This is a genomic window from Paracoccus sp. (in: a-proteobacteria) (assembly GCF_046289755.1).
GTDB lineage: Bacteria > Pseudomonadota > Alphaproteobacteria > Rhodobacterales > Rhodobacteraceae > Paracoccus.
In genome coordinates, this window is the sequence record NZ_JBKBVD010000006.1 from 56,674 (window position 1) to 82,587 (window position 25,914).

Annotated in this window: 22 protein-coding genes and 1 tRNA gene; 8 read left to right on the forward strand and 15 right to left on the reverse strand. The window is 67.6% G+C overall.

Going from position 1 to position 25,914, the window contains the following annotated elements:
* Positions 1 to 318, reverse strand: a complete 318-nt coding sequence (gene clpS / locus ACK41U_RS03590; RefSeq protein WP_409676221.1) for an ATP-dependent Clp protease adapter ClpS — start codon at positions 316 to 318, stop codon at positions 1 to 3.
* Positions 319 to 598: 280 nt separating this feature from the next.
* Between clpS and ACK41U_RS03595 the strand changes: the two genes are divergently transcribed.
* On the forward strand, positions 599 to 2,299 hold the full coding sequence (locus ACK41U_RS03595) for a D-alanyl-D-alanine carboxypeptidase family protein (RefSeq protein WP_409676062.1): 1,701 nt from the start codon (positions 599 to 601) through the stop codon (positions 2,297 to 2,299).
* 358 nt (positions 2,300 to 2,657) lie between these two features.
* Here ACK41U_RS03595 and ACK41U_RS03600 read toward each other — a convergent pair whose 3' ends face one another.
* The 9 genes from ACK41U_RS03600 to ACK41U_RS03640 form a co-directional block, all read right to left on the reverse strand.
* Complete coding sequence (locus ACK41U_RS03600; protein WP_409676065.1) at positions 2,658 to 4,847, reverse strand: TRAP transporter permease; 2,190 nt, start codon at positions 4,845 to 4,847, stop codon at positions 2,658 to 2,660.
* Positions 4,848 to 4,968: 121 nt separating this feature from the next.
* Positions 4,969 to 5,943 (reverse strand): TAXI family TRAP transporter solute-binding subunit, encoded by a 975-nt coding sequence (locus ACK41U_RS03605; RefSeq protein ID WP_409676068.1) that lies wholly within the window; start codon positions 5,941 to 5,943, stop codon positions 4,969 to 4,971.
* Positions 5,944 to 6,137: 194 nt separating this feature from the next.
* On the reverse strand, positions 6,138 to 7,493 hold the full coding sequence (locus tag ACK41U_RS03610) for a sigma-54-dependent transcriptional regulator (protein WP_409676071.1): 1,356 nt from the start codon (positions 7,491 to 7,493) through the stop codon (positions 6,138 to 6,140).
* A complete protein-coding gene (locus ACK41U_RS03615; RefSeq protein ID WP_409676074.1) occupies positions 7,490 to 9,364 on the reverse strand; it encodes an ATP-binding protein in 1,875 nt (624 codons plus the stop codon). Before ACK41U_RS03615 ends, ACK41U_RS03610 begins: the two co-directional genes overlap by 4 nt.
* Positions 9,365 to 9,421: 57 nt before the next feature.
* Positions 9,422 to 10,240 (reverse strand): ABC transporter permease, encoded by an 819-nt coding sequence (locus ACK41U_RS03620; protein ID WP_409676077.1) that lies wholly within the window; start codon positions 10,238 to 10,240, stop codon positions 9,422 to 9,424.
* Positions 10,237 to 11,118, reverse strand: a complete 882-nt coding sequence (locus ACK41U_RS03625) for an ABC transporter permease (protein ID WP_409676080.1) — start codon at positions 11,116 to 11,118, stop codon at positions 10,237 to 10,239. Before ACK41U_RS03625 ends, ACK41U_RS03620 begins: the two co-directional genes overlap by 4 nt.
* Entirely contained in the window at positions 11,111 to 12,175 is a 1,065-nt protein-coding gene (locus ACK41U_RS03630; RefSeq protein WP_409676083.1) for an ABC transporter ATP-binding protein, read from the reverse strand. The genes ACK41U_RS03625 and ACK41U_RS03630 overlap by 8 nt, the downstream gene beginning before the upstream one ends.
* 51 nt (positions 12,176 to 12,226) lie before the next feature.
* Positions 12,227 to 13,345, reverse strand: coding sequence for an extracellular solute-binding protein (locus ACK41U_RS03635; protein ID WP_409676086.1), 1,119 nt, complete (start codon positions 13,343 to 13,345; stop codon positions 12,227 to 12,229).
* A 195-nt stretch (positions 13,346 to 13,540) separates the two neighbouring features.
* Positions 13,541 to 14,368, reverse strand: coding sequence for a hypothetical protein (locus ACK41U_RS03640; protein ID WP_409676089.1), 828 nt, complete (start codon positions 14,366 to 14,368; stop codon positions 13,541 to 13,543).
* 126 nt (positions 14,369 to 14,494) lie between these two features.
* On the opposite strand from ACK41U_RS03640, the gene ACK41U_RS03645 reads away from it, so the two are divergent.
* The 5 genes from ACK41U_RS03645 (at position 14,495) to preA (ending at position 19,637) form a co-directional block, all read left to right on the forward strand.
* Positions 14,495 to 14,839 (forward strand): PepSY domain-containing protein, encoded by a 345-nt coding sequence (locus ACK41U_RS03645; protein WP_409676092.1) that lies wholly within the window; start codon positions 14,495 to 14,497, stop codon positions 14,837 to 14,839.
* Positions 14,840 to 14,865: 26 nt separating this feature from the next.
* Positions 14,866 to 15,543 carry a response regulator transcription factor gene (locus ACK41U_RS03650; protein WP_409676094.1) on the forward strand — a complete coding sequence of 226 codons (678 nt, stop codon included), beginning with the start codon at positions 14,866 to 14,868 and terminating at the stop codon, positions 15,541 to 15,543.
* Positions 15,543 to 16,853, forward strand: a complete 1,311-nt coding sequence (locus tag ACK41U_RS03655) for a sensor histidine kinase (RefSeq protein ID WP_409676224.1) — start codon at positions 15,543 to 15,545, stop codon at positions 16,851 to 16,853. The genes ACK41U_RS03650 and ACK41U_RS03655 overlap by 1 nt, the downstream gene beginning before the upstream one ends.
* 115 nt (positions 16,854 to 16,968) lie before the next feature.
* Positions 16,969 to 18,324 carry an NAD(P)-dependent oxidoreductase gene (locus ACK41U_RS03660; protein WP_409676097.1) on the forward strand — a complete coding sequence of 452 codons (1,356 nt, stop codon included), beginning with the start codon at positions 16,969 to 16,971 and terminating at the stop codon, positions 18,322 to 18,324.
* A gap of 14 nt (positions 18,325 to 18,338) precedes the next feature.
* Positions 18,339 to 19,637, forward strand: coding sequence for an NAD-dependent dihydropyrimidine dehydrogenase subunit PreA (gene preA / locus ACK41U_RS03665; protein WP_409676100.1), 1,299 nt, complete (start codon positions 18,339 to 18,341; stop codon positions 19,635 to 19,637).
* A gap of 126 nt (positions 19,638 to 19,763) precedes the next feature.
* Here preA and ACK41U_RS03670 read toward each other — a convergent pair whose 3' ends face one another.
* From ACK41U_RS03670 to ACK41U_RS03680, 3 genes are read right to left on the reverse strand one after another with little or no spacing between them, the layout of a single operon-like run.
* Positions 19,764 to 21,236: a carboxypeptidase M32 gene (locus tag ACK41U_RS03670; RefSeq protein ID WP_409676103.1), complete on the reverse strand. Its 1,473-nt coding sequence runs from the start codon at positions 21,234 to 21,236 to the stop codon at positions 19,764 to 19,766.
* Positions 21,233 to 22,381, reverse strand: a complete 1,149-nt coding sequence (ctaA, locus tag ACK41U_RS03675) for a heme A synthase (RefSeq protein WP_409676105.1) — start codon at positions 22,379 to 22,381, stop codon at positions 21,233 to 21,235. Before ctaA ends, ACK41U_RS03670 begins: the two co-directional genes overlap by 4 nt.
* Before the next feature lie 38 nt (positions 22,382 to 22,419).
* Positions 22,420 to 23,148: an RNA methyltransferase gene (locus ACK41U_RS03680; protein ID WP_409676108.1), complete on the reverse strand. Its 729-nt coding sequence runs from the start codon at positions 23,146 to 23,148 to the stop codon at positions 22,420 to 22,422.
* Between the two features lie 69 nt (positions 23,149 to 23,217).
* Here ACK41U_RS03680 and ACK41U_RS03685 point away from each other — a divergent pair, with 69 nt between their 5' ends.
* On the forward strand, positions 23,218 to 23,823 hold the full coding sequence (locus ACK41U_RS03685) for a thiamine phosphate synthase (RefSeq protein WP_409676111.1): 606 nt from the start codon (positions 23,218 to 23,220) through the stop codon (positions 23,821 to 23,823).
* Between the two features lie 2 nt (positions 23,824 to 23,825).
* Here ACK41U_RS03685 and purN read toward each other — a convergent pair whose 3' ends face one another.
* The gene (gene purN / locus ACK41U_RS03690) at positions 23,826 to 24,413 is read right to left on the reverse strand and encodes a phosphoribosylglycinamide formyltransferase (protein ID WP_409676114.1); all 588 of its coding nucleotides are present in this window, start codon (positions 24,411 to 24,413) and stop codon (positions 23,826 to 23,828) included.
* The gene (purM, locus tag ACK41U_RS03695) at positions 24,410 to 25,450 is read right to left on the reverse strand and encodes a phosphoribosylformylglycinamidine cyclo-ligase (RefSeq protein WP_409676117.1); all 1,041 of its coding nucleotides are present in this window, start codon (positions 25,448 to 25,450) and stop codon (positions 24,410 to 24,412) included. The genes purN and purM overlap by 4 nt, the downstream gene beginning before the upstream one ends.
* 110 nt (positions 25,451 to 25,560) lie before the next feature.
* On the opposite strand from purM, the gene ACK41U_RS03700 reads away from it, so the two are divergent.
* Positions 25,561 to 25,636: transfer RNA gene (locus ACK41U_RS03700), tRNA-Ile, on the forward strand.
* Positions 25,637 to 25,914: the final 278 nt, after the last annotated feature.

Here is a 25,914-nt window from a genome sequence, read left to right on the forward strand (position 1 = left end):
CTACTCTTTTTCCATCGTGCATTGCAGCGGGTGCTGCTGGCGCCGCGCCAGCTCCATCACCTGCGCCACCTTGGTCTCGGCCACTTCGTGCGAGAAGACGCCGACCACGGCCACACCCTTGCGGTGGACGGTCAGCATGATCTCGATGGCCTGGGCATGGGTCATGTGGAACAACCGCTCCAGCACATGAACGACGAATTCCATCGGTGTGAAATCGTCGTTCAGCATCAGCACCTTGTACATCGGTGGCCGCTGCGAGCGGGTGCGCGGCTTGACCGCCAGATCGGACTGGTCATCGGGCGGCGTGCTGTCTGTCATCCGGTGGATCATCTGCGTCAAGGTCATTCCTGAAGTCCGCGCCAGCCGGACAGTGCCGGTCGGCGCCATGTCCGCATCCGGGGAATATAGTCGAAACCGGCGGGGATGAAAGCCCCCCAGCCCCTTTGCCGCCAGCCCGAGGGTCGGGCTGGCGGCCCTTGCGATCAGCAAAATATCTCGAATGCACGGTTTCATGGATTTTTCTGCCATGCTATTGTCGGATTATTAACGACGGGTGTGCGAAAAAAGACGCGCCCGCAGAGGCAGAAAGACCGTGACAGTGACCAGATTCCTTTCCGCATTCCGGCTGTGGGCAGTTGCGCTGTTCGCCGCCCCGCTTTTGTCGCTTGTGCTGGTGCAACCCGTCACCGGGGCGCCGTTCGCGGCCTATGTGATGGACGCCCGCACCGGCCAGCCGATCTATCGGCAGAACGCCGACACCCGGCTGCACCCGGCCTCGCTGACCAAGATGATGACGCTGTATATGACGTTTCATGCGATCGAAAGCGGGCGCGTCCGGCTGGATTCGCGCTTTACCATCTCCAGCAATGCCGCGAATGAGCCGCCGTCCAAGCTGGGGCTGCGCGCAGGCCAGCAGATCGAGCTGCGCTATCTGATCCGCGCCGCCGCCGTCCGCTCGGCCAATGACGCGGCCACGGCGATCGGCGAGGGGCTGGCCGGCTCGGAAGAGGCGTTTACCCAGCAGATGACGCAGATGGCGCGGGCTTTGGGGATGAACAACACCCAGTTCCGCAATGCCCATGGCCTGACCAAAGAGGGGCATTTCTCGACCGCCCATGACATGAGCATTCTGGGTCGCCATCTGTTCTACGATTTCCCGCAGTATTACAACCTGTTCTCGCGCCGGACGGCGGATGCGGGCATTGCGCAGGTCACCGCGACGAACCGCCGCTTTCTGGATGATTATCAGGGCGCCGACGGGATCAAGACCGGCTATACGCGGGCGGCGGGCTTCAACCTGACCGCCTCGGCGCAGCGCGGCAACAAGCGGCTGATCGCGACCGTCTTTGGCGGCACCTCGACCGCGCAGCGCAATCAGGTCATGGCCGAATTGCTGGATGCCAGCTTCCCGCGCGTCCCCGACCGCGTCCGCGAGGTGCGTCCGCAGCGCCCGCGCATGCTGGTGCAGGCCTCCACCACCCGCCGCGCGCAGGTGCAGCCGACCCCCGCCGCGACCCAGCCCGAACCGCAGCGGATGGTGCTGGCCGCGGCCCCCGCCCCCCGGCCTGCCGCCGCCGCAAGCCTGCTGGCCGCGGCCCCGGTCGCCCCGCCGCCGGACCTGACCGAGGCGTTGCGACAGGCGGGTGCCACGGCAGACGCGGGACTGGACCGCAAAAGCACGCTGAGCCTTGCTGCAAGCCAGCGGCCCCGCACACGCCCCGGCGCCAGTGGTGCCGCCATCGCCGAAGCCGTGGCCGAAGCCGTTGCAGTGGCGCCGACCACCGCAGCATCGGCCAGCCTTGCTGCCCCGGTCCTGGCGGCGTCCGCACGGCCGCGTCCGTCGCCCCGGCGCGCCGACCCGGCCAGCACCGCAGCAGTCGTCGCAGCAGCCGAGCCTACCCCTGAACCCGCCGCTCCGGCCAGCGGCGCGCCTGCGGGCAGCCTCAATCTGGTCAGTTCCGCGGCACCGCGCCCGCGTTCGGAAACCGTGATCCTTGCGGCCATGGGCGAGGGCGATCTGGGCAACCCGGAGGCGCTGGAGATTGTGCGCCGCCCGGCAGACAGCGGGCGCAGCTGGGGCGTGTCGCTGGGGATGTTCACGTCGCAGGCGCAGGCCGAACGCGAATTGCTCAGCCTCGCCCTGCAGAACGGTGCCGTGCTTGGCAGCGCCCGGCGTCAGGTCTCGGACACGCGGCGCGGCTTTGATGCGCAATTCGTCAACCTGAACCGCGCCGAGGCAGAGCTGGCCTGCGAACGCCTGCTCAGCCGCAGCCGCGATTGTCAGGTGATCGGGCGCTGACATCCGGCCGCCCGCCATCCGGTTCCATCCATGCGCGCGCCCTGAAACGGGCGCGCGTTTCCTTTTGACCCGTCGCCGTCGCGGCCCGACCGTGCAGGCATGGGGCGTTCAGCCGATGGCGGGCGTTGGCAATCGCCCCTTGGGGCAACGGCGTCTTGCCTGTCTGAAACTGGCGGCTGCCCCCGGAATGCCTGCCAGACGCCCCGCACGCAGATTGCGGCAAAGCCCGGTTCATCAGCGCTCAGACTGTGCAGCCACCGCCCGGAGATACCCCGTGCCCGCCACCCGCTCGCCACATGAAAAAGGGCGGGTCTGACGACCCGCCCGAGTTCTTTGGGATAGGATGAGATGGCCGCTCTCAGTCGGCCTGCCCTCGCGCCAGTGAGGCGGGCGTGACCATCTTGCGCTGCCACAGGAACAGCACGACCGCGACGCTCAGCCCCACCAGATCCGTGAGCCAGCCCACCGAGATCATCGACAGCGCCGCCGCCAGCAGCACCAGCCGCACGATGCCCGAGGCATGGCCGAAATAGTAGCCGATCACCCCTGCCGACAGCAGGAACATCCCCAGCAGCGCCGTCGCCGTGGCGTGGATGATGTCGATCGTCTCGCCCTGCATCAGCAGCTCGTGCGAGCCAAAGAACATGAACGGCACGATGAAGGCGGCAAGACCCATCTTGAACGCCTCGACCGAGGTTTTCATCGGGTCAGACCCCGACAGGGCCGCGCCCGCATAGGCCGCCAGCGCCACCGGCGGCGTGATGGCCGACATGACCGCGTAGTAGAAGACGAAGAAATGCGCGACCAGCACCGGCACGCCGAGGCTGATCAGGCCGGGCGCCACGACCGCCGCCGCCACCGCATAGGCCGCCGTGGTCGGCATCCCCATCCCGAGGATGATCGAGATGCACATGGCAAAGAACATCGCCAGCAGCTGGTTCTGATCGGCAATCGCCAGCAGCAGCGACGAGAACCGCGCCCCCACGCCGGTCAGCGCGATGACCCCCACGATCACCCCCGCCGCCGCACAGACGGCGACCAGCTGGATCGACATTTTCGCGCCCAGTTCCAGCGCGCGGAAGATCTGGCGCGGCCCCATCCTGTGCGGGGTCAGCCAGGACACCATCGCCGCCGAGGCCATCCCCATCGCCCCCGCGCGGATCACCGAATAGCCGGCAAACAGCGTGTAGATCAGGATGATGATCGGCAGGAACAGATAGACCTGCTTCACCAGCACCGAAAAGCGCGGCAGTTCAGACCGGGGCAGCCCCTTCATGTTCAGCTTCAGCGCCTGAAGATCGACCATGAAATAGACCGACACGAAATAGAGCAGCGCCGGGATGATCGCCGCGATCACGATGTCGGTATAGGGAATGCCCGTCACCTCGGCCATGATGAAGGCGCCTGCCCCCATGATCGGCGGCAGGATCTGCCCGCCCGAGGACGCCGTGGCCTCGATCGCCGCCGAGGATTTGGACGAATAGCCCACCTTCTTCATCAGCGGAATGGTCAGCGAGCCGGTCGAGACCACATTGCCCGCCGAGGTGCCGTTGATCATGCCCATCAGGCCGGATGCGAAGACCGCGACCTTGGCCGGACCGCCGCGCGCCTGACCGGCGCAGGCAAAGGCGAAGTTGACGAAATAATCGCCGACGCGCGAGGCTTGCAGGAACGCCGCGAAGGCGATGAACAGGATGATATAGGTCGAGCTGACCGCAATCGGGTCACCCAGCACGCCCTGATCGGTAAAGATGTAGGTAAAGAACCGCGTGGCCGTATAGCCGCGATGGTTCAGAAAGCCCGGCAGCCACGGCCCCAGGAAGCTGTAGGCGATGAAGACGCCCACGATCACGACCAGCGCCAGCCCGGTCATGCGGCGCGCCAGTTCCAGGATCAGCAGCACGCCGGTCACGGCCGCCCACAGATCACCGGGCTGCGCCATGCCGGTGCCCGCCCGCATCCGCAGCGCGCCCACGACAAACAGGATATAGCCCAGCACCGCGATGGCCGCGATCCCCAGCATGACATCGGCAAACGGAATGCGGCCCCGCGCACGGGGCGCAAACAGCCAGCCCGACAGGATCGCGGCCCCCGTGCCGATGACCAGCGGCAGCCCATAGGTCTGGAACATGAAGCGTGGCGGCTGCGGCGCCCCGAACAGCCACCAGCCCGCCCAGGCATAGGCGATCATCGCAAAGCCGTAACCGATGCCCGCGACGGCGATGGCCATCAGCGCAAGGGCTGCGGGGTGGCGCTGCGTGCCTGCGGGCGCCTCGTCGGGCGCGTCGGGGCTTTGGACCAGCGCGGAGTAGGTCAGAAAGCCGATCACCAGACCACCGCACAGGTGGATCATCCGATAGGTCCAGGTTTCCAGCGGATAGAGGACCATGACGACGAGGTGAAAGCTCGTATAGACGGCACAGAGAACGGCAATCAGCAGGCCGATGCGCGCCTTGGGGTCGCGCTGATTGGGGGCCATCGGCTCTTCATCGACGCCTTGCGCGATGACGGGGCCGGCATCTGCCGCGGAAGCGGGATGAGCGGACATGTTGGGGTCTCCGTCGGCGCGGGCGTCGCGGACAGGATGCCGCAGCCGGGCCGTTCATGGAATGGGGGTCAGGTTGGGATGGTCGGAGGCCGCAGGGGCCTCCGACCGGGACAGGTCGTGATCAGCCGCGCAGGTCGGCGGGGATCTCGATGCCTTTTTCGTCGAAATACTGCAGCGCGCCCGGATGATAGGGCAGGAACGTGTTCTTGTCGGCGTTCTCGGGCAGCGTCTCGGCCGAGGTGGCGTGGATCTGCATCATCGCCTCGTTGTTCTCCATCACCAGCTTGGTGATTTCATAGGCGAGGCTGTCGGGCATATCCGCATGCGCGATGGCAAAGTTCCACATGGCGACGGTGCCATGGCCCTCGGGGAAGCCCTGATACATGCCGCCCGGCACGTCGAACGCCGCCACTTCCGGCAGCGCCTCGAGGATCTGCGCGCGCTGCTCTTCGGTGAAGCCGAAGATATTGACCGGGTTTTCCGCTGCGATCTGCGCGAAGGCCGAGATGGGCACACCGGCGGCAAAGGCAAAGGCGTCGATCAGACCGTCCTTGACCTGGCTGGTGGCGTCATTGGCGCCCGAATAGCTGACATTCGCCTCGACGCCCAGCACCTCGAAAAAGCGCGGCCAGTAGGTCGCAGCCGTGCCGCCCGCAGGCCCGACCGAGACGCGCTTGCCCGCCATATCGGTCACATCCGCGATGCCCGAGGATTGCAGCGCCACCGCCTCGAACGGGGTCTGATACATCGGGAACAGCGCGCGCATCGAGGAATGTTCCACGCCCGGCGCCAGTTCGCTGTTGCCGGTCCATGCCTCATAGGCGGGGCCCATGGTGACCAGACCGATCTGGTGATCGCCGGTCTCGACCAGCGTCGCATTCTGGACCGGACCGCCGGTGACCTCGGCCGAGGCATTGATGCCGATATTCTGGTTGAGCAGCCCGGCGAGGCCGGTGCCATAGATGAAATAGGTGCCGCCCTGGCTGGCGGTGCCGATGGTCAGGCTGCTGGGCCAGTCCGAACGATCCTCCTGCGCGAAGGCAGGCGACAGGGTAAAGGCAGCAGCGGCCGCGATGGCGGCAGTGGACAAACGCATGGAATCCTCCCGTAACGATTCATGGGTTGCGGGGTGCGCAACCGTTGAAAGCAAGACCAGCTAGCGACGGCCATGCGCCTGACGCAACTCCGCCATGCGTCTGGCGGGGATAAAAATGCCGGTTCCGGTGGTCCGATGGGTGGAATCGGTAACATCGGCGTCATCGGATGGGTGGAATTCCCCCCAATCGCGCGTCACAGCTCGGGATCGTCGCCCGCATCGGCGTAATGCGTCTTGTCGATCCGGTGTTTCTGCATCTTTTCATACAGCGATTTGCGCGACAGGCCGAGCGTTTCATAGACCGGCTTCAGCCGTCCGCCATGGGCCGCCAGCGTCGCGACGATCAGATCCCGCTCGAAGGCGGCGACGCGGTGGGCCAGCCGCATCTGGTCCGGGGCGCGATCCTCGGCGGGCTGAAGCGCGATCCCCAGCGCGTGGCGGTCGGCGGCGTTGCGCAATTCGCGCACATTGCCGGGCCAGTCGCGTTCGGCGATCTCGGTCAGCAGCTGCGGCGGCACGGTGACGGGTGGGCGACGATGGCGGGCGGCGGCCTCCTGCACCAGCTTGATGAACAGCAGCTGAATATCCTCGCGCCGCGCCGACAGCGGCGGCAGGTTCAGCGTCACCACGTTCAGCCGGTACAGCAGATCGGCCCGGAAACGCCCCGCGGCCACCTCATCTTCCAGCGGCTGGCGCGAGGTGGCGATAAAGCGCACGTCCAGCACCCGGTCCTCGTTCGCGCCAAGGGGCGTGATGACCCGGTCCTGCACCACGCGCAGCAGCTTGCCCTGCACATCCAGCGGCATCGAGGCGATCCCGTCCAGCAGGATGGTGCCGCCGCGCGCGTGTTCGAACTTGCCGTATCGCGCGCGCAGGGCGCCGGGGAAGGCGCCCGCCTCATGGCCGAACAGCTCGGATTCGATCAGCGATGCGGGCAGCGCGGCGCAGTCGATGGCGATAAAGGGGCGGCGCGCGCGGGGCGACAGGTCATGCAGGGCGCGGGCGACGACCTCTTTGCCGACGCCGGTTTCGCCCACGATCAGCACATCGGCATCGGTCGGGCCGATCGTGCGCAACCGCCGGCGCAGGTCGATCATCACATTGGATCGCCCGACCAGCCGCGTTTCCAGATCGTCGGCCTGCCCCGCCGCTGCGCGCAGCACCCGGTTTTCCAGCACGACGCCACGATAGCTCAGCGCCCGGTCGACGATCTTGGCCAGCTGTTCGGTGTCAAAGGGCTTTTCGATGAAATCATGCGCCCCCTCGCGCATGGCCCGCACGGCCAGCTGGATGTCACCGTGACCCGTGATCAGAATGACCGGGATCTCGGTGTCGATTTCGCGGATGCGGTTCATCAGGGTCAGCCCGTCCATGCCCGGCATGCGGATGTCGGTGATGACAATACCGTCAAAGCCAAAGCCCACCCGGTCCAGTGCGGATTGCGCATCGCGCATCTCTTCGATCTCGAACCCCTCCAGATCCAGCGCCTGCGCGGTGGACAGGCGCATCTCGGCCTCGTCATCGACCAGCAACACGCGACCGCCGCTCATGCAACCTCCGAGGCGCTGACAAGGTCCGGGGCAAGGCGCGGCAGATCAATCTCGAACGCGGCGCCGCCGGATTCACGCACGACACGAAGTTCCCCTCCGAAATCCTTGATGATATTGAATGAAATAGACAGCCCAAGCCCCAGACCCGCGCCCACCCCCTTGGTCGAGAAGAAGGGATCGAAGATGCGTTCCTCCAGCCCCTGAGGCACGCCGGGGCCATTGTCGCTGATGCGCAGCACCAGCCGGTCACCCGCCTCGCGCGCGCTGATGCGGATCTGCCCGTCCTCGCGCCCCTCCAGCGCATCCAGCGCGTTGGACAGCAGATTGACGATCACCTGCTGAAAGCGCACCGGCCCCGCCCGCAGCATCAGGGGCCCATGCGGCAGATCAGTGTCCAGCCGCAACTCGCGCTTGCCGATGCGCCAGGCGATCACCTCCAGCGCGTCGCGCAGCACGTCGTGCAGGTCCACGACCGCCAGTTGCGAATTGGGTTTGCGGGCAAAGTTGCGCAGGGTGCGGCCAATCTCGGTCATGCGATCGGTCAGCTTGACGATGCGGCCCAGGTTGTCACGCGCCTCGGGGGTGCGGTCGCGGTCCAGATAGGTCAGCGCATTGGCCGCGAAATTGCGCACCGCACCAAGGGGTTGGTTCAGTTCATGCGACAGCGCCGCCGACATCTGGCCAAGCGCCGCCAGCTTGGCCGATTGCACCAGATGGCGCTGCGTGCGGCGCAGCTCATCCTCGGTGGCGCGGCGTTCGGTCACCTCGGCGGCCAGCCGTGTGTTCAGCGCGGCCAGTTCCTGCGTGCGCGCGGCCACCCGGCTTTCAAGGTGGCTCTGGGCCTCGCGCTGCATCTGCAACCGTTCGCGCAGGCGCGCGCGCCGCTGCGCCAGCGCCGCCAGCCCCGCCGCGCTGAGGCCCAGCACCAGCAGCGCGCCGACCGAGGCCCACAGCGCCTGACGATGCGCGGGCGCCGTGTCCAGCAGCACCTGCACCGTCCAGCCCGCCTCGGACATCGGCTCGGACACGATCACGAATTCGCGCCGCCCTTCGGGCAGATCCAGCGTCATCAGCGGGTGCTGACCGACCGCACCCGTCTTTTGCAGCGGCAGCGCCGCAAGCGGCTGGCTGTCATAGCGGCGCGTCTCGGCCACGCGGGTCCGCGCCTCGGGCGACAGGGGGGCCAGCGCGCGAAAATGCCAGTCGCGGCGGCTGGCCAGAAAGACGACGCCCTCGGCATCGGTCACGATGATCTCGTATTCCGCCGCCCGCCAGCTGTCCTCGATCGCATCCACATCGACCTTCAGCGCCAGAACGCCGGCGATCCGGCCCCGGTCGCGCACCGGCGCCCCGAAATAATAACCCCGCTTGGCCGAGGTCGTGCCAAGCGCGAAGAACCGCCCCTGCCCGCCGGTCACCGCATCGCTGAAATAGGGCCGATACTCAAAATTCTGACCAACAAAGCTGGGATCGTCGGCAAAATTGCTGGCGGCGACCGTCGTGCCGTCCAGCCCCATGACATAGCTGTCGGACAAGCCCATCATGTCGTTGACATGGCGCAGATACAGATTGGCGGCCGCAATCTGGGCCAGCCCCGCGCGGGGGGACAGGGCATCCGCCAGGACCTGCTCATGCGCCATCAACTCGGGCAGACGCTCGTACCGGGCCAGTTCACCGCGCAGGCCGGACAGCGAAAGACGCAGCACGTTTTCGCCCTGCGGGATCGTCGCGGCGATAAAGGCACGGCCAAGATGGGCAGGCCCAAGCGCCAGCGCCGCACCTGCCAGCGCCAGACCCGCGCCCAACAGGACCAGCCTGCGCCGCCATCTGCCGGGGATAGCCCGGTCCTGTTCCGCTGATGCCGATGCCACGCACGCGCCTCCGTCCCCGCGCCATGATCGCGCGGATCGGGGCGCCCCGCAAGCGGCTCAGCCCTCCGACTGTCGGGCGGCGACCCGCTGCGCCTGCCGCCTGCGCGCGATCTCGAAGGCGACGGCGCCGATGACGGTGGCCACAATGATGATCAGCGCCAGCGCGTTGACCGCAGGGGTCAGGCCGGTGCGGACCTTGGTGGCGATGAACACGGTCAGCGGCGTCTCGAAGCCGCGCACGAACAGGGTGGTGTTGTAATTCTCGACCGATTGCAGCACCGCCAGCCCGGTCGAGGCCAGCAGCGCGGGCCGCAGGAACGGCAGCAGCACCCGGCGGAACACCATCCCGCGCGAGGCGCCAAGGCCCAGGGCGGCCTCTTCCTGCGTGCGGTCAAAGCGCTGCAGGCGGGCCATCACCATCAGCATGACATAGCAGATGATGAATGTCGCCTGCGCCAGCACGATCAGGAACACCCCGCCGCCCACACCCAGCTGCCGCCACAGGATCAGGGTCGAGATGCCGATCACCACCCCCGGCGTCAGCAAGGGCGAGACCATCAGCGCATAGGCGAAACTGCGCGCGCGCGCATGCAGCGAGGTCAGCACCAGCGCCGCCGCCGTGCCCACCGGCACCACCACCGCGACCACGCAGACCGCCACCAGAACCGAGGTCCACAGCGACCGCCACATCGCCCCATCGGCCCACATGGCCGCGAACCAGTCCAGTGTCGTGCCCTGCCACGGGATCACCGTCGGAAAGCGGCTTTCGTTGAAGGCCGCTGCCCCCATGATGATCAGCGGTGCAAACAGATACAACGCAAATACAATCAGATAGAGGACGAACATCATCCGGAATATACGGTCTGCCACGCTCATTTCGCCACATCCGCCAGATTGACCCGCGCGATTTTCAGCGTCATCAGCACGACCGCAAGGCACAGGACCAGCAGCACCAGCGCATAGGCCGCGCCCCGGTTCCAGTCGCCGCCCTCGAAGAACCAGTTATAGATGATCTCGGTGAACCAGCGGCTGCCGGGCGATCCCAGCAGCGCAGGCGCCACATACGACCCCGCCGCCAGCATGAAGGTGAACACGAATCCGGTGGCAATGCCCGCTTTCGCATGGGGGATCACCACGCGAGTATGGATGCGCCAGGGCGCGGCGCCAAGGTCGCGCGCGGCCTCGATCTGGGCTTTTTCCAGCGATTCTATCGCGTTGTAGATCGGCAGCAGCATGAACAGGATATAGGCGTAGACCATCGCCGCCAGCACGCCGCCATTGCCCTGCCAGCGGACCGGCCCGTCGATCAGGCCAAGGCCCATCAGCATCTCGTTCAGCGGGCCGCGATAGGCCAGGATGATGAACCAGGCCAGCGTGCGCAGCACCTCGTTGATGAAAAACGGGATGATGATCAGCAGCAGGGCGATGGACAGTTGCCCGACGGTGGCGCGCTGCGCCATCCAGAAGGCGATGGGATAGCAGACGAGGAAGGTGACCAGCGCCACCAGCCCGCTGGCCCAGATCGTCTTGAAGAAGATCGCGCGATGGGTCGGCTCTCCGGCCAGATAGGCGATGTTTGACAGAGAATAGGTGTCATCCGGCCCGCCAAGCGCGGCAGGCGGCAAGTTGGGGCGCAGCGCGTAGTCGATCATCATCAGGTTCGGGGCCAGCACCATGCCCGCCAGCCAGATGAAGACCAGCGTCAGAAAGACGGTCGACAGCCCCGGCCCGAAACGCCCATACAGATCACGCATCGGCCAGCACCACCGCATGTTCGGGGGCAAAGCCGAACCGCGCCTCGGCCCCCGGTGCGGGCGCATCCGCCAGCCGCGTCGAGGGGACCGAGGCGGCCAGCGCCGCGCCATCGGCAAAGCGGCCATGGACCAGCGCAAAGGCGCCCTCGAAATCGACCCGCTCGATGCGGGCATCCAGCGGGTTGGCCGTGCTGCCGGGCATCATGGCCTCGGGGCGGATATAGATCGTGCCCTGCGCGCCCGGCGCGGCGCCCTGCCCCGCACGGCCCGTCAACGCGCCAAGCGCCGTGTCGATCTGCGCACGCCCCCCCTCGACCGCCGCGATCCGGCCCGAGATGGCGTTGGTCTCACCCACGAAACGGGCCACGAATGAGGTCGCGGGGTTGTCATACAGCTGGCGCGGGGTGGCCACCTGTTGCAGCAGCCCCGCCGACATCACCGCCACCCGGTCGGACATGGCCAGCGCCTCTGACTGGTCATGGGTGATGTAGATGAAGGAGACGCCGGTGCGCTTTTGCAGCGCGCGCAGTTCGGCCCGCATATGCTGGCGCAGCTTCAGGTCCAGTGCCGACAACGGCTCGTCCAGCAGCAGCACGCCGGGTTCCACCGCCAGCGCGCGGGCGATCGCCACGCGCTGACGCTGGCCGCCCGACAATTCGCCCGGCATCCGGTCGCCGTAACCCTCCAGCGCGATCAGGCGCAACAGGTCGTCGGCCTTGGCGCGGCGCGCCGCCCGGCCCACGCCCCGCGCCTCAAGGCCAAAGGCGATATTGTCGCGCACCGACATCAGCGGGAACAGCGCCAGCGACTGAAAGATCATCGCGGTCGGGCGCTGGTTGGGGCCAAGCCCCTTCATGTCCTGATCGCCGATCAGCACGCGGCCCTCGGTCGGTTCGATAAAGCCCGCGATCATGCGCAGGATCGTGGTCTTGCCGCAGCCCGACGGCCCGAGGATCGAGAAGAACTCGCCCGCCGCGACCTTGAAACTGACATCGCTGACGGCGCGGGTGGTGCCAAAACTCATGCCGATACCGGCAAGCTCGACCGCGTGGGACATGATCTCTCCTGCGAATGAAGGGGGCGCCCTGGCGGCGCCCCCGTTAAGGCATCAGGCCGACAGGAAGCGGTCCTGATATTCGTTGCGCTTGGTGACGTACCAGCTTTCCTGAATCGGCCACCACCACAGCTTTTCAAGCGCGTCGCCCGGATAGGCGGCGGCAAAGAACGCCTTGGCCTCATCCGACAGCAGCTGATCCGACCCCACGGCGGTCGAGTTGATCGAGGTCGCGTTGGTATACATCGCGCCTGCCTCGGGGGTCAGGAACCAGTTGATAAAGGCATAGGCGCTGTCCAGATTCTCGGCGCCCGAGGGGATCGACAGCCCCTCCATCCATGCCAGCGCGCCTTCCTTGGGCGCGATGAAGCCGATGGGCAGACCTTCGCGGGCCAGACCGGCGGCGCTGCTGTCCCAGGTCTGGCCGATATTGGCGCCATTGACGCGGAAGGCGCCCTGCGCCTCGTTCTCGTTGGACCAGAACTGGATGATATTGCCCTTGCGCGCGATGGCCTCGGCCAGAATCACGTCAAAGATCTCGACCTGCGCCTCGGGGTCGGTGAAGGCCTCCAGCAGCGGGCGCGGCAGCTTGCCCTCGGCCTCCAGCCACAGGCCCAGACCGATCAGCGAGGAATGGCCGCGCACGGTCGCCTGCGCGCCCTCGGACCAGATGTCGCCGTAAGAGGCGGTGCCATATTCCAGCGGCATCTGATCGCGATCAAAGGCGATCGCCTCGGTGCCCCAGTCGGTCGGCACCTGATAGCGCGCCCCCTCGACCACGGCGCCCAGATTGACCGAGTTTTCCCACGCGCTTGGCAGCACCCGGTCCACCTCGATGCGCGAGTCGTCCAGCGGCTGAACCAGACCGAATTCGACATAGTTCGGCACCCGGTCGACGGTCGGCCAGATCAGGTCGAACCCGGCGCCATTGTTGGCGCGCAGCTGGTTCAGCAGCTCGTCATTGGTGCCATAGGGGGTGTAATTGGTGGCGATGCCGGTGGCCTCGGTGAAGGCGGCCAGCATCTCGTCGTTCAGATAGCCGGCCCAGGCAAAGATATTGACGGTGCCCGCGCCCTGCGCCATCGCGCGACGCGCCAGATAGGGCGAGGCCAGCGTGACGCCCGCCGTGGCGGCAGCGCCGCGCAAAAGGCCGCGACGATTGATGCGATTCATGGAAGGAACCTCCTGTCAGTGATGCAGTCCCGCTGTCTAGAGGCATCACAAGACATTCGCGTGACGCCATCCCCGCAGCCGGTCGCCGCAATGCTAGACCGGGTTTGCGTTTTGTAAAAGCCTTTGATGACGCAGCAGGACAGGCAAAGGGGCCGGCGCAAGGCCAGCCCCTGTCAGCACCCCGGAGAGGGTCGTTCAGCGCGCGGTTTCGCGGATGACCTCGCCCCGGGCATCGAGTTCCAGCGTCACGGCTTCGCCATCGGGATTGGTCGCCTCCAGCAGCAGGCGCGGGCCGGCGCGGTAGAGAAAGCCAAAGCCGGTATAGCCCGCCTCGGTCAGGCGCGCGTTCGCGGCCACCGCATCGAAATCGGGCGCGGCGCGCATCGGGCCACCTTCACGCGGGCCACCCGCACGCGGGCCTCCTTCACGGGGACCACCCTCGCGCGGGCCGCGGGCGTGATCGCCGGGGCGTCCCCCCTCGCGATGGCCGCGCATCTCGCCACGCTTGCCCTCGCCCCGCATCTCGCCGCGTTCGCCTTCGCGACCAAAGCGCTGAACCGATCCCGTCGCATCGACACGCGCGCGCATCCGGGCGCCCGACTGATCGCGCCCGCGCAGATCGAACCCGTCCCCGGCCACGTTGATCCGTTCGATCCGGGTGAACTGGCCGAAGACCTCGCTGTCGCGCACCGCCTGCGGCAGGATCTGCTCGATCGCCAGGGCGGGCATGGGGCCGTCATCGGCCTTGATCTCGACCAGCAGGCCGTCGCGGTCGAACTTCATCTCGATCTCGGTGCCGTCGGGCAGCTCGCCCTCGTATTCGCGCCCGCCGTTCTTCCACGAATCAACCTCAAGATCGGTCAGGCCCAGCCGGGTCACCAGATCAGGGGTTCCCGTGGCGGTCTGTGGGGCGGCAGCCTGTGGGGCGGGGGGCGTGTCCTGCGCCAGTGCGGGCGTGGTCAGGCTGGCCCCCGTCATCAGCAGGGCCAGCGCCGCGGTCCCGGTCAGCTTGCGAATGCTCATCTCAGTCTCCTTCATCAGTGCAGGGCGCTCAGGGCCCGGCCTGACCGGGTTTAGCGCAGGGCAGCCGAACCGCAGGACAATGCCACGTTTCCTTTTCATTTGGCCGCGCCGCGCCATAATGGCCCCATGCGCGCCCTGATGCCCATCCTGCTGAGCCTGTGTCTTGCGTCGCCTATCGCCGCGTCCGCACAGGATCTGCCCCTGCCTGCCCCGGAAGCATGGGCCGAGGGCTTTCGCCCCCTGCCCTTTCACCAGATTGCCGAGGCGGCCGTCGCCCGCTATCAGGGCCGCATCATCGGCGCCGAGAGCCGTCCGCCGCAGCCGCAGGAACGCGATCTGGGGGCAGAACTGGTCTATGAATTCCGCCTGCTGACGCCTGCGCGCAACCTGCTGGTGATCCGTATGGATGCGCGCGACGGGCGCTTTCTGGATGTGGCCGGGCGCGGCCAGATCGACGCGCGCCGCCGCTGAACCCGCTCAAGAACAAGGCCCCGACCATGCGCGCACTGATCATCGAGGACGACCCCCTGCTGGCCGGGCAACTGGCCCACGCATTGGCGGCGGCGGGCTTTGTCACCGATCACGCAGCCGACGGCACCCAGGGCGAGTTTCTGGGCGCGACCGAGTGCTATGACGTGGCGATCCTGGATCTGGGCCTGCCGGGCATGGCGGGGATCGAGGTGCTGACCCGCTGGCGCGATCAGGGCATCGCCATGCCGGTGCTGATCCTGACCGCGCGCGGCGACTGGACCGACAAGGTCGCGGGGTTCCGCGCGGGCGCCGATGATTACGCCGTCAAACCCTTCCGGCTGGACGAGGTGGTGCTGCGCGCCCAGACCCTGATCCGGCGGGCGGCGGGCCATGCGCGCCCGGTCATCCGCGCGGGCGCGCTGGTGCTGGACAGCCAGCTGGGGGTGATCACCCGCGACGGGATGGCGCTGCGGCTGACCGGGTTCGAGGCCCGCATCCTGACCTATCTGATCCATCACCAGAACCGCATCGTCAGCCGGACCGAGCTGTCCGATCACCTCTACGAGGCCGAAACCGACCGCGATTTCAAGTCGATCGAGGTCGTCATCGGCCGGTTGCGCCGCAAGGTCGGCGACGGCGTGATCGAGACCCGGCGCGGCGAGGGCTATGTGCTGCACGGCGCCACCCCGGTGGCGCCTGCGTGATGCGCTCGATCCGGGGGCGGCTGCTGATTCTGGGGGCGATCTGGCTGACGGCGGCGCTGCTGGCGGCTTTCGTGATGATCGCCCATCTGCTGCGCGATTTCGTCACCGACCGCTATGACGCCGAGGCGATGGCCGCCGCCGACAGCCTGATCGCGCGGATCGGCACCGACAATGCCGGGCGCATCCGCCTGTCCGCCACGCCGCCCGACCCGCGCTTTGCCCTGCCGCTGTCGGGCTGGTACTGGCAGGTCGCGGCAGACGGGGCTGCGGTGGCGCGCTCGGGTTCGCTGCTGGACGGGCGGCTGACGGGTCCGGCGGGCGAGCTGACCGGCGCCCCCGGTCTGGGCGCCGACATGGCGCCCCTGCGGGTGCTGCGCCGCGAGGTGACCGTGCCCGACAGCGAGGCGCTGATCGCCGTCACCGTCACCGCCCCCCTGGCCGAGATCCGCGCCAGTCTGGCCCAGATCATCCGCCCGCTGGCGCTGGCGCTGATGGCGCTGTGGCTGGGGCTGGCGCTGGCCTCTCTGGTGCAGATTACGGCGGGGCTGCGCAGCCTTGACCGGCTGCGCGCCGATCTGACCCGCGTGCGTGCGGGCCGGTCCGACCGCCTTGCGCTGCCCGATGTGTCCGAGCTGCGCCCGCTGGCGTCCGAGATCAACGCCGCACTGGACCAGAACGCCAGCCTGCTGGCGCGGTCACGGCAGCATCTGGGCAATCTGGCGCATTCGCTGAAAACCCCGCTGGCGGCGCTGGCCAATGAATTGCCACAGGACCATGCCGGTCAGGCGCTGATCACGCGGATGGACCGGCTGATCGGCTGGCATCTGCGCCGCGCCCGTCAGGCCGGGCCGGGCGTGCTGGGCAGCCGCACCCCGGTCGCGCCGGTGATCGACGACATCCTGCTGGTCCTGCGCTGGCCCATGGCCGACAAGGGGATGGTGGCAACCCCCGACTGCCCCCCCGATCTGGCCTTTGCCGGCGAGCGGCAGGATCTGGAGGAGATGATCGGCAATCTGTCCGAGAATGCCGTCAAATGGGGCCGCAGCCGGATCGCCCTGCATGCGGCGCGTCACGGCGACCGGCTGGTTCTGCGGATAGCCGATGACGGACCCGGCATGGATCCGGGTGCTGCGCCGCGTGCGCTGGTGCGGGGCGCACGCCTTGACGAGCACGGCCCCCCCGGCGCAGGTCTGGGCCTTGCCATCGTGGCCGATCTGGCCGCCCTGCATGGCGGTGCCTTGCGGCTGGAGCGCAGTGAAATGGGCGGTCTGGCGGCGGTTCTGGACCTGCCTGCCGCAGCCTTGACCTGACGCACCCTCTGCCTGAAATTTCCGCAAAGCCTCGCGGCAATAATTTTACCATTTGATAAAAAATCGGACCTGTGTCAGCCTGATCCCATCAACAGGGAAAAGCCAGGAGACGCAAATGTCCCAAGCAAGATTGTCGCCCGGCGTCGTGCCGGGGCGGCTGACGCCCGATATGCTGGCCGCGAATTTTGCCGATGTCGCGCCGCCGCTGGACCGGCACGAGGCCCATGTCGCCGCCGACCGCTGCTATTTCTGCCACGATGCCCCCTGCATCACGGCCTGCCCCACCGGCATCGACATCCCGCTGTTCATCCGCCAGATCGCCACCGGCACGCCGGATGCAGCGGCGCGCACGATTCTGGACGCCAATATCATGGGCGGCATGTGCGCCCGTGTCTGCCCGACCGAGACGCTGTGCGAAGGTGCCTGCGTGCGGATGGAGGCCGAGGGCAAGCCGGTCGAGATCGGGGCCCTGCAACGCTACGCCACCGACGGGCTGATGGCCAAGGGTGTGCACCCCTTTACCCGCGCGGCGCCCTCGGGCCGTCGCGTGGCGGTGGTCGGTGCCGGGCCCGCGGGTCTGGCCTGCGCGCACCGGCTGGCCCTGCGCGGACATGACGTCGTGATCTTCGAGGCACGACCCAGACCCGGCGGGCTGAACGAATACGGCATCGCCAGCTACAAGGCCGTCGATGATTTCGCGCAGGCCGAGATCGACTGGCTGCTCCGGATCGGCGGCATCGAACTGCGCCACGGCCAAAGCCTCGGCGCCGGGATCACGCTGGAGGATCTGCGCGCCGAATATGACGCGGTGTTTCTGGGCATGGGGCTGGGCGGCGTGAACGCCCTGCGCACCGAGGGCGAGGACCGGAGCCATGTGCTGGACGCGGTCAGCTTCATCCGCGAGTTGCGGCAGGCCAGCGATCTGACGGCGCTGCCGGTGGGCCGCGACGTGGTGGTGATCGGCGGCGGCATGACGGCAGTGGACGCCGCCGTGCAGGCGCGCCTGCTGGGCGCCGAAAACGTCACCATCGTCTACCGGCGCGGGCAGGACCGCATGTCGGCCAGCCGCCACGAACAGGACCATGCCACCGCCAGCGGCGTGCGCCTCATCTGCAACGCCGCCCCGGTGGCCATCCACGGCAATGGCGCCGTCACCGAGGTCGAATGCGCCTATACCGAGGACGGCCCCGGCGGGCTGGTCCAGACAGATCAGCGTTTCCGCCTGCGCGCCGATCAGGTGTTCCGCGCCATTGGCCAGCGCCTGACCGGCGCGCCCGAGGGGCTGGTGCTGGAGGGCGGCAAGATTGCCATCGACGCCGCGGGCCGCACCTCGCAGCCGGGCATCTGGGCGGGCGGCGATTGCGCGGCGGGGGGCGACGATCTGACCGTGACCGCCGTGGCACAAGGGCGCGACGCCGCCCATGACATCGACGCCCTGCTGACCGGGCATTCCTCTGAAACCGCAGCCTGAAGGAGGGCGGAACAATGGCAGATCTGCGCAGCAATTTCATCGGCATCACCTCGCCCAACCCGTTCTGGCTGGCCTCGGCGCCGCCGACCGACAAGGAATACAATGTCCGCCGCGCGTTCGAGGCGGGCTGGGGCGGGGTGGTGTGGAAAACCCTCGGCTCGGAAGGCCCGCCGGTCGTGAACGTGAACGGTCCCCGCTACGGCGTGATCCACGGCGCCGACCGCCGGGTGCTGGGGCTGAACAATATCGAGCTGATCACCGACCGCCCGCTGGAGGTCAACCTGCGCGAGATCAGGTCGGTCAAGCGCGACTGGCCCGACCGGGCGCTGATCATCAGCCTGATGGTGCCCTGCGACGAGGACAGCTGGCGCGACATCCTCACCCGGATCGAGGATACCGGCGCCGACGGGGTCGAGCTGAATTTCGGCTGCCCGCATGGCATGGCCGAGCGTGGCATGGGCAGTGCCGTGGGTCAGGTGCCGGAATATATCGAAATGGTCACGCGCTGGGTGAAAAAGCACTCGCGCATGCCCTGTATCGTCAAGCTGACACCCAATATCGCCGATGTGACGAAACCGGCGGCGGCGGCCAGGCGTGGCGGCGCCGATGCGGTCAGCCTGATCAACACGATCAACTCGATCACCTCGGTCGATCTGGATCTTTTCGCGCCCCAGCCCACCATCGACGGCAAGGGCAGCCATGGCGGCTATTGCGGCCCGGCAGTGAAACCGATCGCGCTGAACATGGTGGCCGAAATCGCCCGCCACCCCGAGACGGCCGGCATCCCGATCAGCGGCATCGGCGGCGTCACGACATGGCGCGACGCCGCCGAGTTCATGGCGCTTGGCGCGCGCAATGTGCAGGTCTGCACGGCGGCGATGACCTACGGGTTCAAGGTGGTGCAAGAGATGATCTCGGGCCTGTCGGAATACCTCGACCGCCGCGACATGACCCTGCCCGAGCTGATCGGCCGCGCCACGCCCAATGTCACCGACTGGCAGCAGCTGAACCTGAACTATGTGACCAAGGCAGTGATTGATCAGGACGCCTGCATCAGCTGCGGGCGTTGCTATGCCGCCTGCGAGGATACCAGCCATCAGGCCATCGCAATGAAACCGGGCCGCGTCTTCGAGGTGATCGAGGAGGAATGCGTGGCCTGCAACCTCTGCGTCGATGTCTGCCCGGTCGAGGACTGCATCACCATGCGCGAACTGGCACCGGGTGAGATGGACAAGCGCACCGGCATCCCGCGCGGGGATTATGCGAACTGGACCTCGCACCCGAACAACCCGATGGCGCGCGCGGCCGAATAAGCCGGATTTGCGTCCCGCGACCGCCGGGGGGCCAGCCCCCCGGACCCCCCGGGATATTTGCGTGAAGAAGAAATGCCGCGATCTGCAGCGCAGGGCTTCTTCTTCATAAAAATATCCATTCAGGGCTCAAAGATCGTAAATCCGGCCAAATTTTTCGTCCAGATAGTCCAGCAGGGGCTCGGGGCTGATGGCGCTGCCCGAGGCGGTCTCGATCACCTGGGCGGGCGGCATCAGGCCGCCATGGCGCTGGACCTGCTCGCGCAGCCATTCGGTGCCGGGGGTGGCGTCGCCTTTGGCCAGCGCCGTGTCCAGTTGCGGCACGGCGGCGCGCAGTTCCTGATTGAGGCAGCCCGCATAGACATTGCCAAGCGCATAGGTCGGGAAATAGCCGAAAAGGCCCACCGCCCAGTGCACGTCCTGAAGCACGCCATTGGCGGGGCGGTCGACGGACACACCGAAATCCTTGAGGAAACGCGCGTTCCAGGCCTCGACCAGATCGTTCGTGTCCAGCCGCCCCGAGACCAGATCGCGTTCCAGATCGAAGCGCAGCATGATGTGAAGGTTGTACTGGATCTCGTCTGATTCCGTGCGGATATAGCCCGGCGTCACGCGGTTCACGGTGGCGTAGAAGGCATCCGCATCGGTGATGTTCAGCCCGTCGAACGCGTCCGACATGCGGTGAAACAACCAGCCCGTGAAGGCCCGGCCCCGGCCCATCTGGTTTTCATAGATCCGGCTCTGGCTTTCATGCACACCCATGGACACGCCCCGGCCAAGCGGCGTGAAGGCATAGTCGGGGTCGATGCCCTGCTCATAGCTGGAATGGCCGACCTCGTGGATCGTGGAGTAGAGGCAGTTGAACGGATCGGTCTCGACCACCCGCGTGGTGATCCGGCTGTCCTGCCAGCGACCGCTGCTGAACGGGTGCACGGCCAGATCCATCCGGCCCCGCGTCCAGTCATAGCCAAAGGCCGTGGCGCAGGCGCGGGCCAGGCGCAGCTGGGTTTCCTGCGGGAAATGGCCGCTGAGCGCCGTGGGCTGACGCGCGGCGCCCAGCACCTCGTCGCGCAGGGCGACCAGGCGCGGGCGCATGGCGTCAAACAGCGCAGCGATCTGCGCGCCGGTCATGCCGGGCTCGTAATCGTCCAGCAGCGCGTCATAGAGATCGCCGCCATCGGCCAGTGCCGCCGCCTCTTCGCGTTTCAGCATCAGCACCTGATCCAGCGTCGGCAGGAAATCCTCGGGCGCCTCCTTGGCGCGGGCCTCGGCCCAGATGCCCTGCGACAGCGAGGTCAGGCGTGCCAGTTCCTCGGCCAGACGCGCCGGGATGCGGCTGGCGCGGGTGAAATCGCGCGCGATCAGCGCGATGATGCGGGTCTCGGCCTCGGACCGGGGCCGGGCGGCATCCAGCCATTCGCCGAGGCGCGGATCGGTGCGGCGCTCGTGCAGCACGGCCTCGATCGCGGCCATTTCCTCGGATCGCTGCTCGGTCGCGCCGCGCGGCATGACGGTTTCCTGATCCCAGCCGAGGCGTTCGGCCACCGAGGACAGGGCTTCGGTCTGGCGCTGGAAGGCCAGCAGGTCATCGAGTGCGCTCATCTGATGGCTCCACGGATCGAGGTTTCAACGGGGTAGCGGGCATGGTGGCGGGCGCGCAGGATCATCGCGAACAGCACCACCGCGCCGAACTGATGGGTCAGCGCCAGATGCAGCGGCGAGGCGTGCAGGACGTTCAGAATGCCCAGCCCGATCTGCGCCGCCATCGCCACGATCATCACCGTGAAGGCGCCGCGCGTGACCGGATGGGGCGAGCGGCGGGCGCGCAGCCAGACCACCACGGCGAAGATTGCCAGCAGATAGCCGGTCATGCGGTGGATGAACTGCACCAGCGCCGGGTTCTCGAAGACATTGCGCCAGCCAAGCGTGCCGTCCCAGATGGCGGCGGGAATCCATTCGCCGCCCATCGTGGGCCAGCCCGTATAGGTGCGGCCCGCGTCGATGCCTGCCACCAGCGCGCCCAGCAGGATCTGGACGAAGGTCAGGTGCATCAGCCCGGTGGACATGGAAAACAGCTTGCCCTCGCCGGCGCGGCGGGCGCGCATCAGATCGGCCTCGCTGCGCGACAGCTGCAGCACATACCAGGTGATCAGCCCAAGGATCAGGAAGGCCAGCCCCAGATGCGTCGCCAGCCGATAGGAGGCCACGCGCAGCATCCCCTCGCCCAGACCGGAGCTGACCATCCACCAGCCGATGGCCCCTTGCAGCCCGCCAAGCGCGCCAAGGCCCAGCAGGCGCGGCGTCCAGCCCGACGGAATGCGCGATGTGGCCCAGAAGAACAGGAAGCCCATGGCCCAGACCAGACCGACGACGCGGCCCAGCAGGCGGTGGCCCCATTCCCACCAGTAGATGTATTGGAATTCGCTCAGGGACATGCCCTGATTAAGCTCCTGATATTGCGGGATCTGGCGGTAGAGATCGAATTCGCTTTGCCAGTCATCGGCGGTCATGGGTGGGATGGCGCCGGTGACGGGCTTCCATTCGGTGATCGACAGGCCCGAGCCGGTCAGCCGCGTCGCGCCGCCCACCACGATCATCGCCAGCACCAGCAGGAACAGCACCGCCAGCCATGCCCGGATCGCGCGCCGGGCGCCGCGTGGCCGGGCGTCGATCATGCCGGTGGTCGGGGCGGGGCGGCTGCTGGCCGCCGGGTCCGAGACTTCCTGAAAGACAGGGCGCTTGGCCATCGCGGGGCTCCTTTTTCCGGGTCAGTGTTAGGGGGCGCCTAGCGGCGGGTCAACTGGCGCAGGATGCCGTGCAGGATCCGCACATCGCCGCGCGTCAGCGGCAGCCGCGCCCACATATTGCGCAGGTTCAGCCGCATCGAGGCGGCCTTGGTCTCGGGGAAGAAGAACCCGGCCTCGGTCAGCTTCTCGTCATAGTGATCGCCCAGACGCTCGATCTCGATGCGGTCGGCGGGGGTTTCGGCCTGCTCGCGCCCGGCATGGGGGGCGGGTTCGGGCGGCAGGATGTCGCGGCCGTATTCATAGCCCATGAGCAGCACCGCCTGCGCGAGGTTCAGCGACGGGAAATCGGGGTTCACCGGCACCGTCACAATCGCGTTGGCCCGCGCGATCTCGTCATTTTCCAGCCCCGTGCGTTCGGGGCCAAAGATGATGGCGCTGCGGCCTGCGCGCGCGCGGGTGTCGGCCATCGCGGTTTCGGGGGTGAAGACCGGCTTGGTCAGCTCGCGCCCCCGCGCTGTGGTGGCATAGGCGTATTCCACCCCCTCCATCGCATCGGCCAGCGTCGGATAGACGCGGGCGGCGTCCAGCACGCGCCCGGCGGCACCCGAGGCCATGGCGACCGCTTTGGGGTTGGGCCAGCCGTCGCGGGGTTCGACCAGCCGCATCTCGGTCAGGCCGAAATTCAGCATCGCGCGCGCGGCGGCGCCGATATTCTCGCCCATCTGCGGGCGCACAAGGATGATGACGGGCTGGCGATCGGTCTGCATGGCTGCGCAATAGTCCGTCTGGCGGCGGGCGGCAAGCTGCGCTATCTGCGACACAAAGGAGACACCCGTATGAGTGATGGACCCCAGCTGTATCTGATGACCCCGGCCGGCGCGCAGGCCTCGGCGCTTGGGCCCCTGCTGTCCGAGGTCATGGACCGCTTTCCCCCGGCCTGCCTGCGCATCCGCGCGGGCGCCGAAGAGGATGAACTGGGCCGTCTGGCCGATCTGGCGCGCGAAATCGCCCATGCCCGCGATGTGGCCGTGGTGATCGACGATCACGTCAAGCTGGCGCAGCGGCACGGGCTGGACGGGGTGCATCTGACCGATGGCGCCCGCAGCGTGCGCTATGCCCGCAAGGAACTGGGCGATGATGCGGTCGTGGGCGCCTTCTGCGGCGGCTCGCGCCACGAGGGGATGACTGCGGGCGAGGCCGGGGCCGATTACGTCAGCTTTGGCCCGGTGGGCGATTCGGCGCTGTACCGGGGCGAGCCTGCCGAGCTGGACCTGTTCCAGTGGTGGTCCGAGGTGATCGAGGTGCCGGTCGTGGCCGAGGGCGCGATCACCCGCGAGCTGCTGGCCCAGCTGAACCCGGTCACGGATTTCATCGCCATCGGGCCGGAAATCTGGGGCGAGGACGATCCGCTGACCGCGCTGACCAATCTCTGGGGCGGCTGAGCCTAGAGGATCACCGGCGTCTGATCGCCCACAGCAAAGCGCCGCAGGACCGCCGGATAAAGCCGGTGTTCCTGCACCAGCACCCGCGCCGCCAGCGTGCCCGCGTCATCGCCCGGCAGGACCGGCACGCGCGCCTGCCCCAGCATCGGCCCCGCATCCAGTTCCGGCGTGACCAGATGCACGGTGCATCCGGCCTGCGCATCCCCGGCGGCGATGGCGCGGGCATGGGTGTCAAGGCCGGGGTATCTGGGCAACAGAGACGGGTGAATGTTCAGCATCCGCCCGGCAAAGCGCTGAACGAAGCCCGGCGTCAGGATGCGCATGAAGCCGGCAAGGCAGATGATGTCGGGCTCGGCGGCCAGCAGCGGCTGAAGCAGCGCCGCCTCGAACCCGGCGCGGTCACGGGGAAAGGCGCGGTGATCGACGGCGGCGGTGGGCACGCCCAGTTCAGCGGCGCGCGCCAGTCCCGCCGCCTGCGGATCGTTCGAGGCGACCAGCACCGGACGCGCCGGGTGGTCGCCCGCCATGTCCTGAACCAGCCGCAGCATGTTCGAGCCGCCGCCCGAGATCAGGATCGCTATCCGTTTCACGCAAGCGTGCCGGAATAGCGGATGCCCGCGCCTGCCGTGACGGTGCCGATGCGGTGGACGCGCTCGCCCTGCCCGGCCAGCAGATCCGCCAGCGCCTCGGCGCGATCAGCCGCCACGACAAGGATCATGCCGATGCCGCTGTTGAAGGTTTTCAGCATCTCGGACTGCTCGATCCCGCCCGCCTGTGCCAGCCAGCCAAAGACCGGGGCGGGCTGCCAGCTGCCAAGGTCGATATCGGCGCCAAGATCCGATGGCAGGACGCGGGGCAGGTTCTCGGTCAGCCCGCCGCCGGTGATATGGGCCAGCGCATGCACGCCCCCGGCCCGGATCGCCGCCAGCGCCGGTTTGACATAAAGCCGCGTCGGCGTCAGCAGCGCCTCGCCCAGTGTCGTGTCGGCAAAGGGGGCGGGGTCGGCCCATGCCAGGCCCGCACGCGCGGCCACCTTGCGCACCAGCGAATAGCCGTTGGAATGCACCCCGTCCGAGGCCAGACCCAGCAGGACATCGCCCTCGGCCACGCCTGCGGGCAGCGCCGTGCCACGCTGCATCGCGCCCACGGCAAAGCCCGCCAGGTCGAAATCGCCGTCGTGATACATGCCGGGCATCTCGGCGGTTTCGCCACCGATCAGGGCGCATCCGGCGGATTTGCAGCCGCGCGCAATGCTTTCGATCACGCGGGCGCCCTCATCGACGCTGAGCTTGCCGGTGGCGAAATAGTCCAGAAAGAACAGCGGCTCGGCGCCCTGACAGACCAGATCATTGACGCACATGGCGACCAGATCCTGGCCCAGCCCGTCCAGATGACCGGTGTCGATGCCGATGCGCAGCTTGGTGCCGACCCCATCGGTCGCCGCGACCAGAACCGGATCGTCATAGCCCGCAGCCTTCAGATCGAAAAGCGCGCCGAACCCGCCAAGCGCGTCCATGACGCCGGGCCGCGCCGTGGCGGCGGCGGCAGGCTTGATGCGCTCGACCAGCGCGTTCCCCGCGTCGATATCGACGCCTGCGTCGCGATAGCTGATCCCGTTCTGTGTCATGGCGGCCCCCGGCTGAATTCGCGCCCCCGATACCCCATGCCCGCGCGCGGGGCAACGCCAGAGGCGCTTGACCCGCGCGCGGGGGCGCATTAACCCGAAAAGCGCTGCGGGGGCCTGTAGCTCAATGGTCAGAGCAGGGCGCTCATAACGCCTTGGTTGGGGGTTCGAGTCCCTCCAGGCCTACCAGCATCCGCGCAGAGCTTTGCTTCTTGCAGGCATTTATCGGCGGCCGACAGGAATACCAGCCCGGTTTACTCGTTCTGGTGCTGTTCTAATTCCAGAACCGGCCGCCGCAGTTCGGCCATCATCGTGTATCGCTGCGCCTCGGGTCAGCAGAGCCGTCGCCCGGCCCCGCGAACAGTGGTAACAGGGGACAGATGCCTGTGATCCGATCCGGAAACGCTTTTTTGTTGCAACTTTGATATGTGCACGGCCATATGTCTGCACGTCTTTGGTGAACTGGT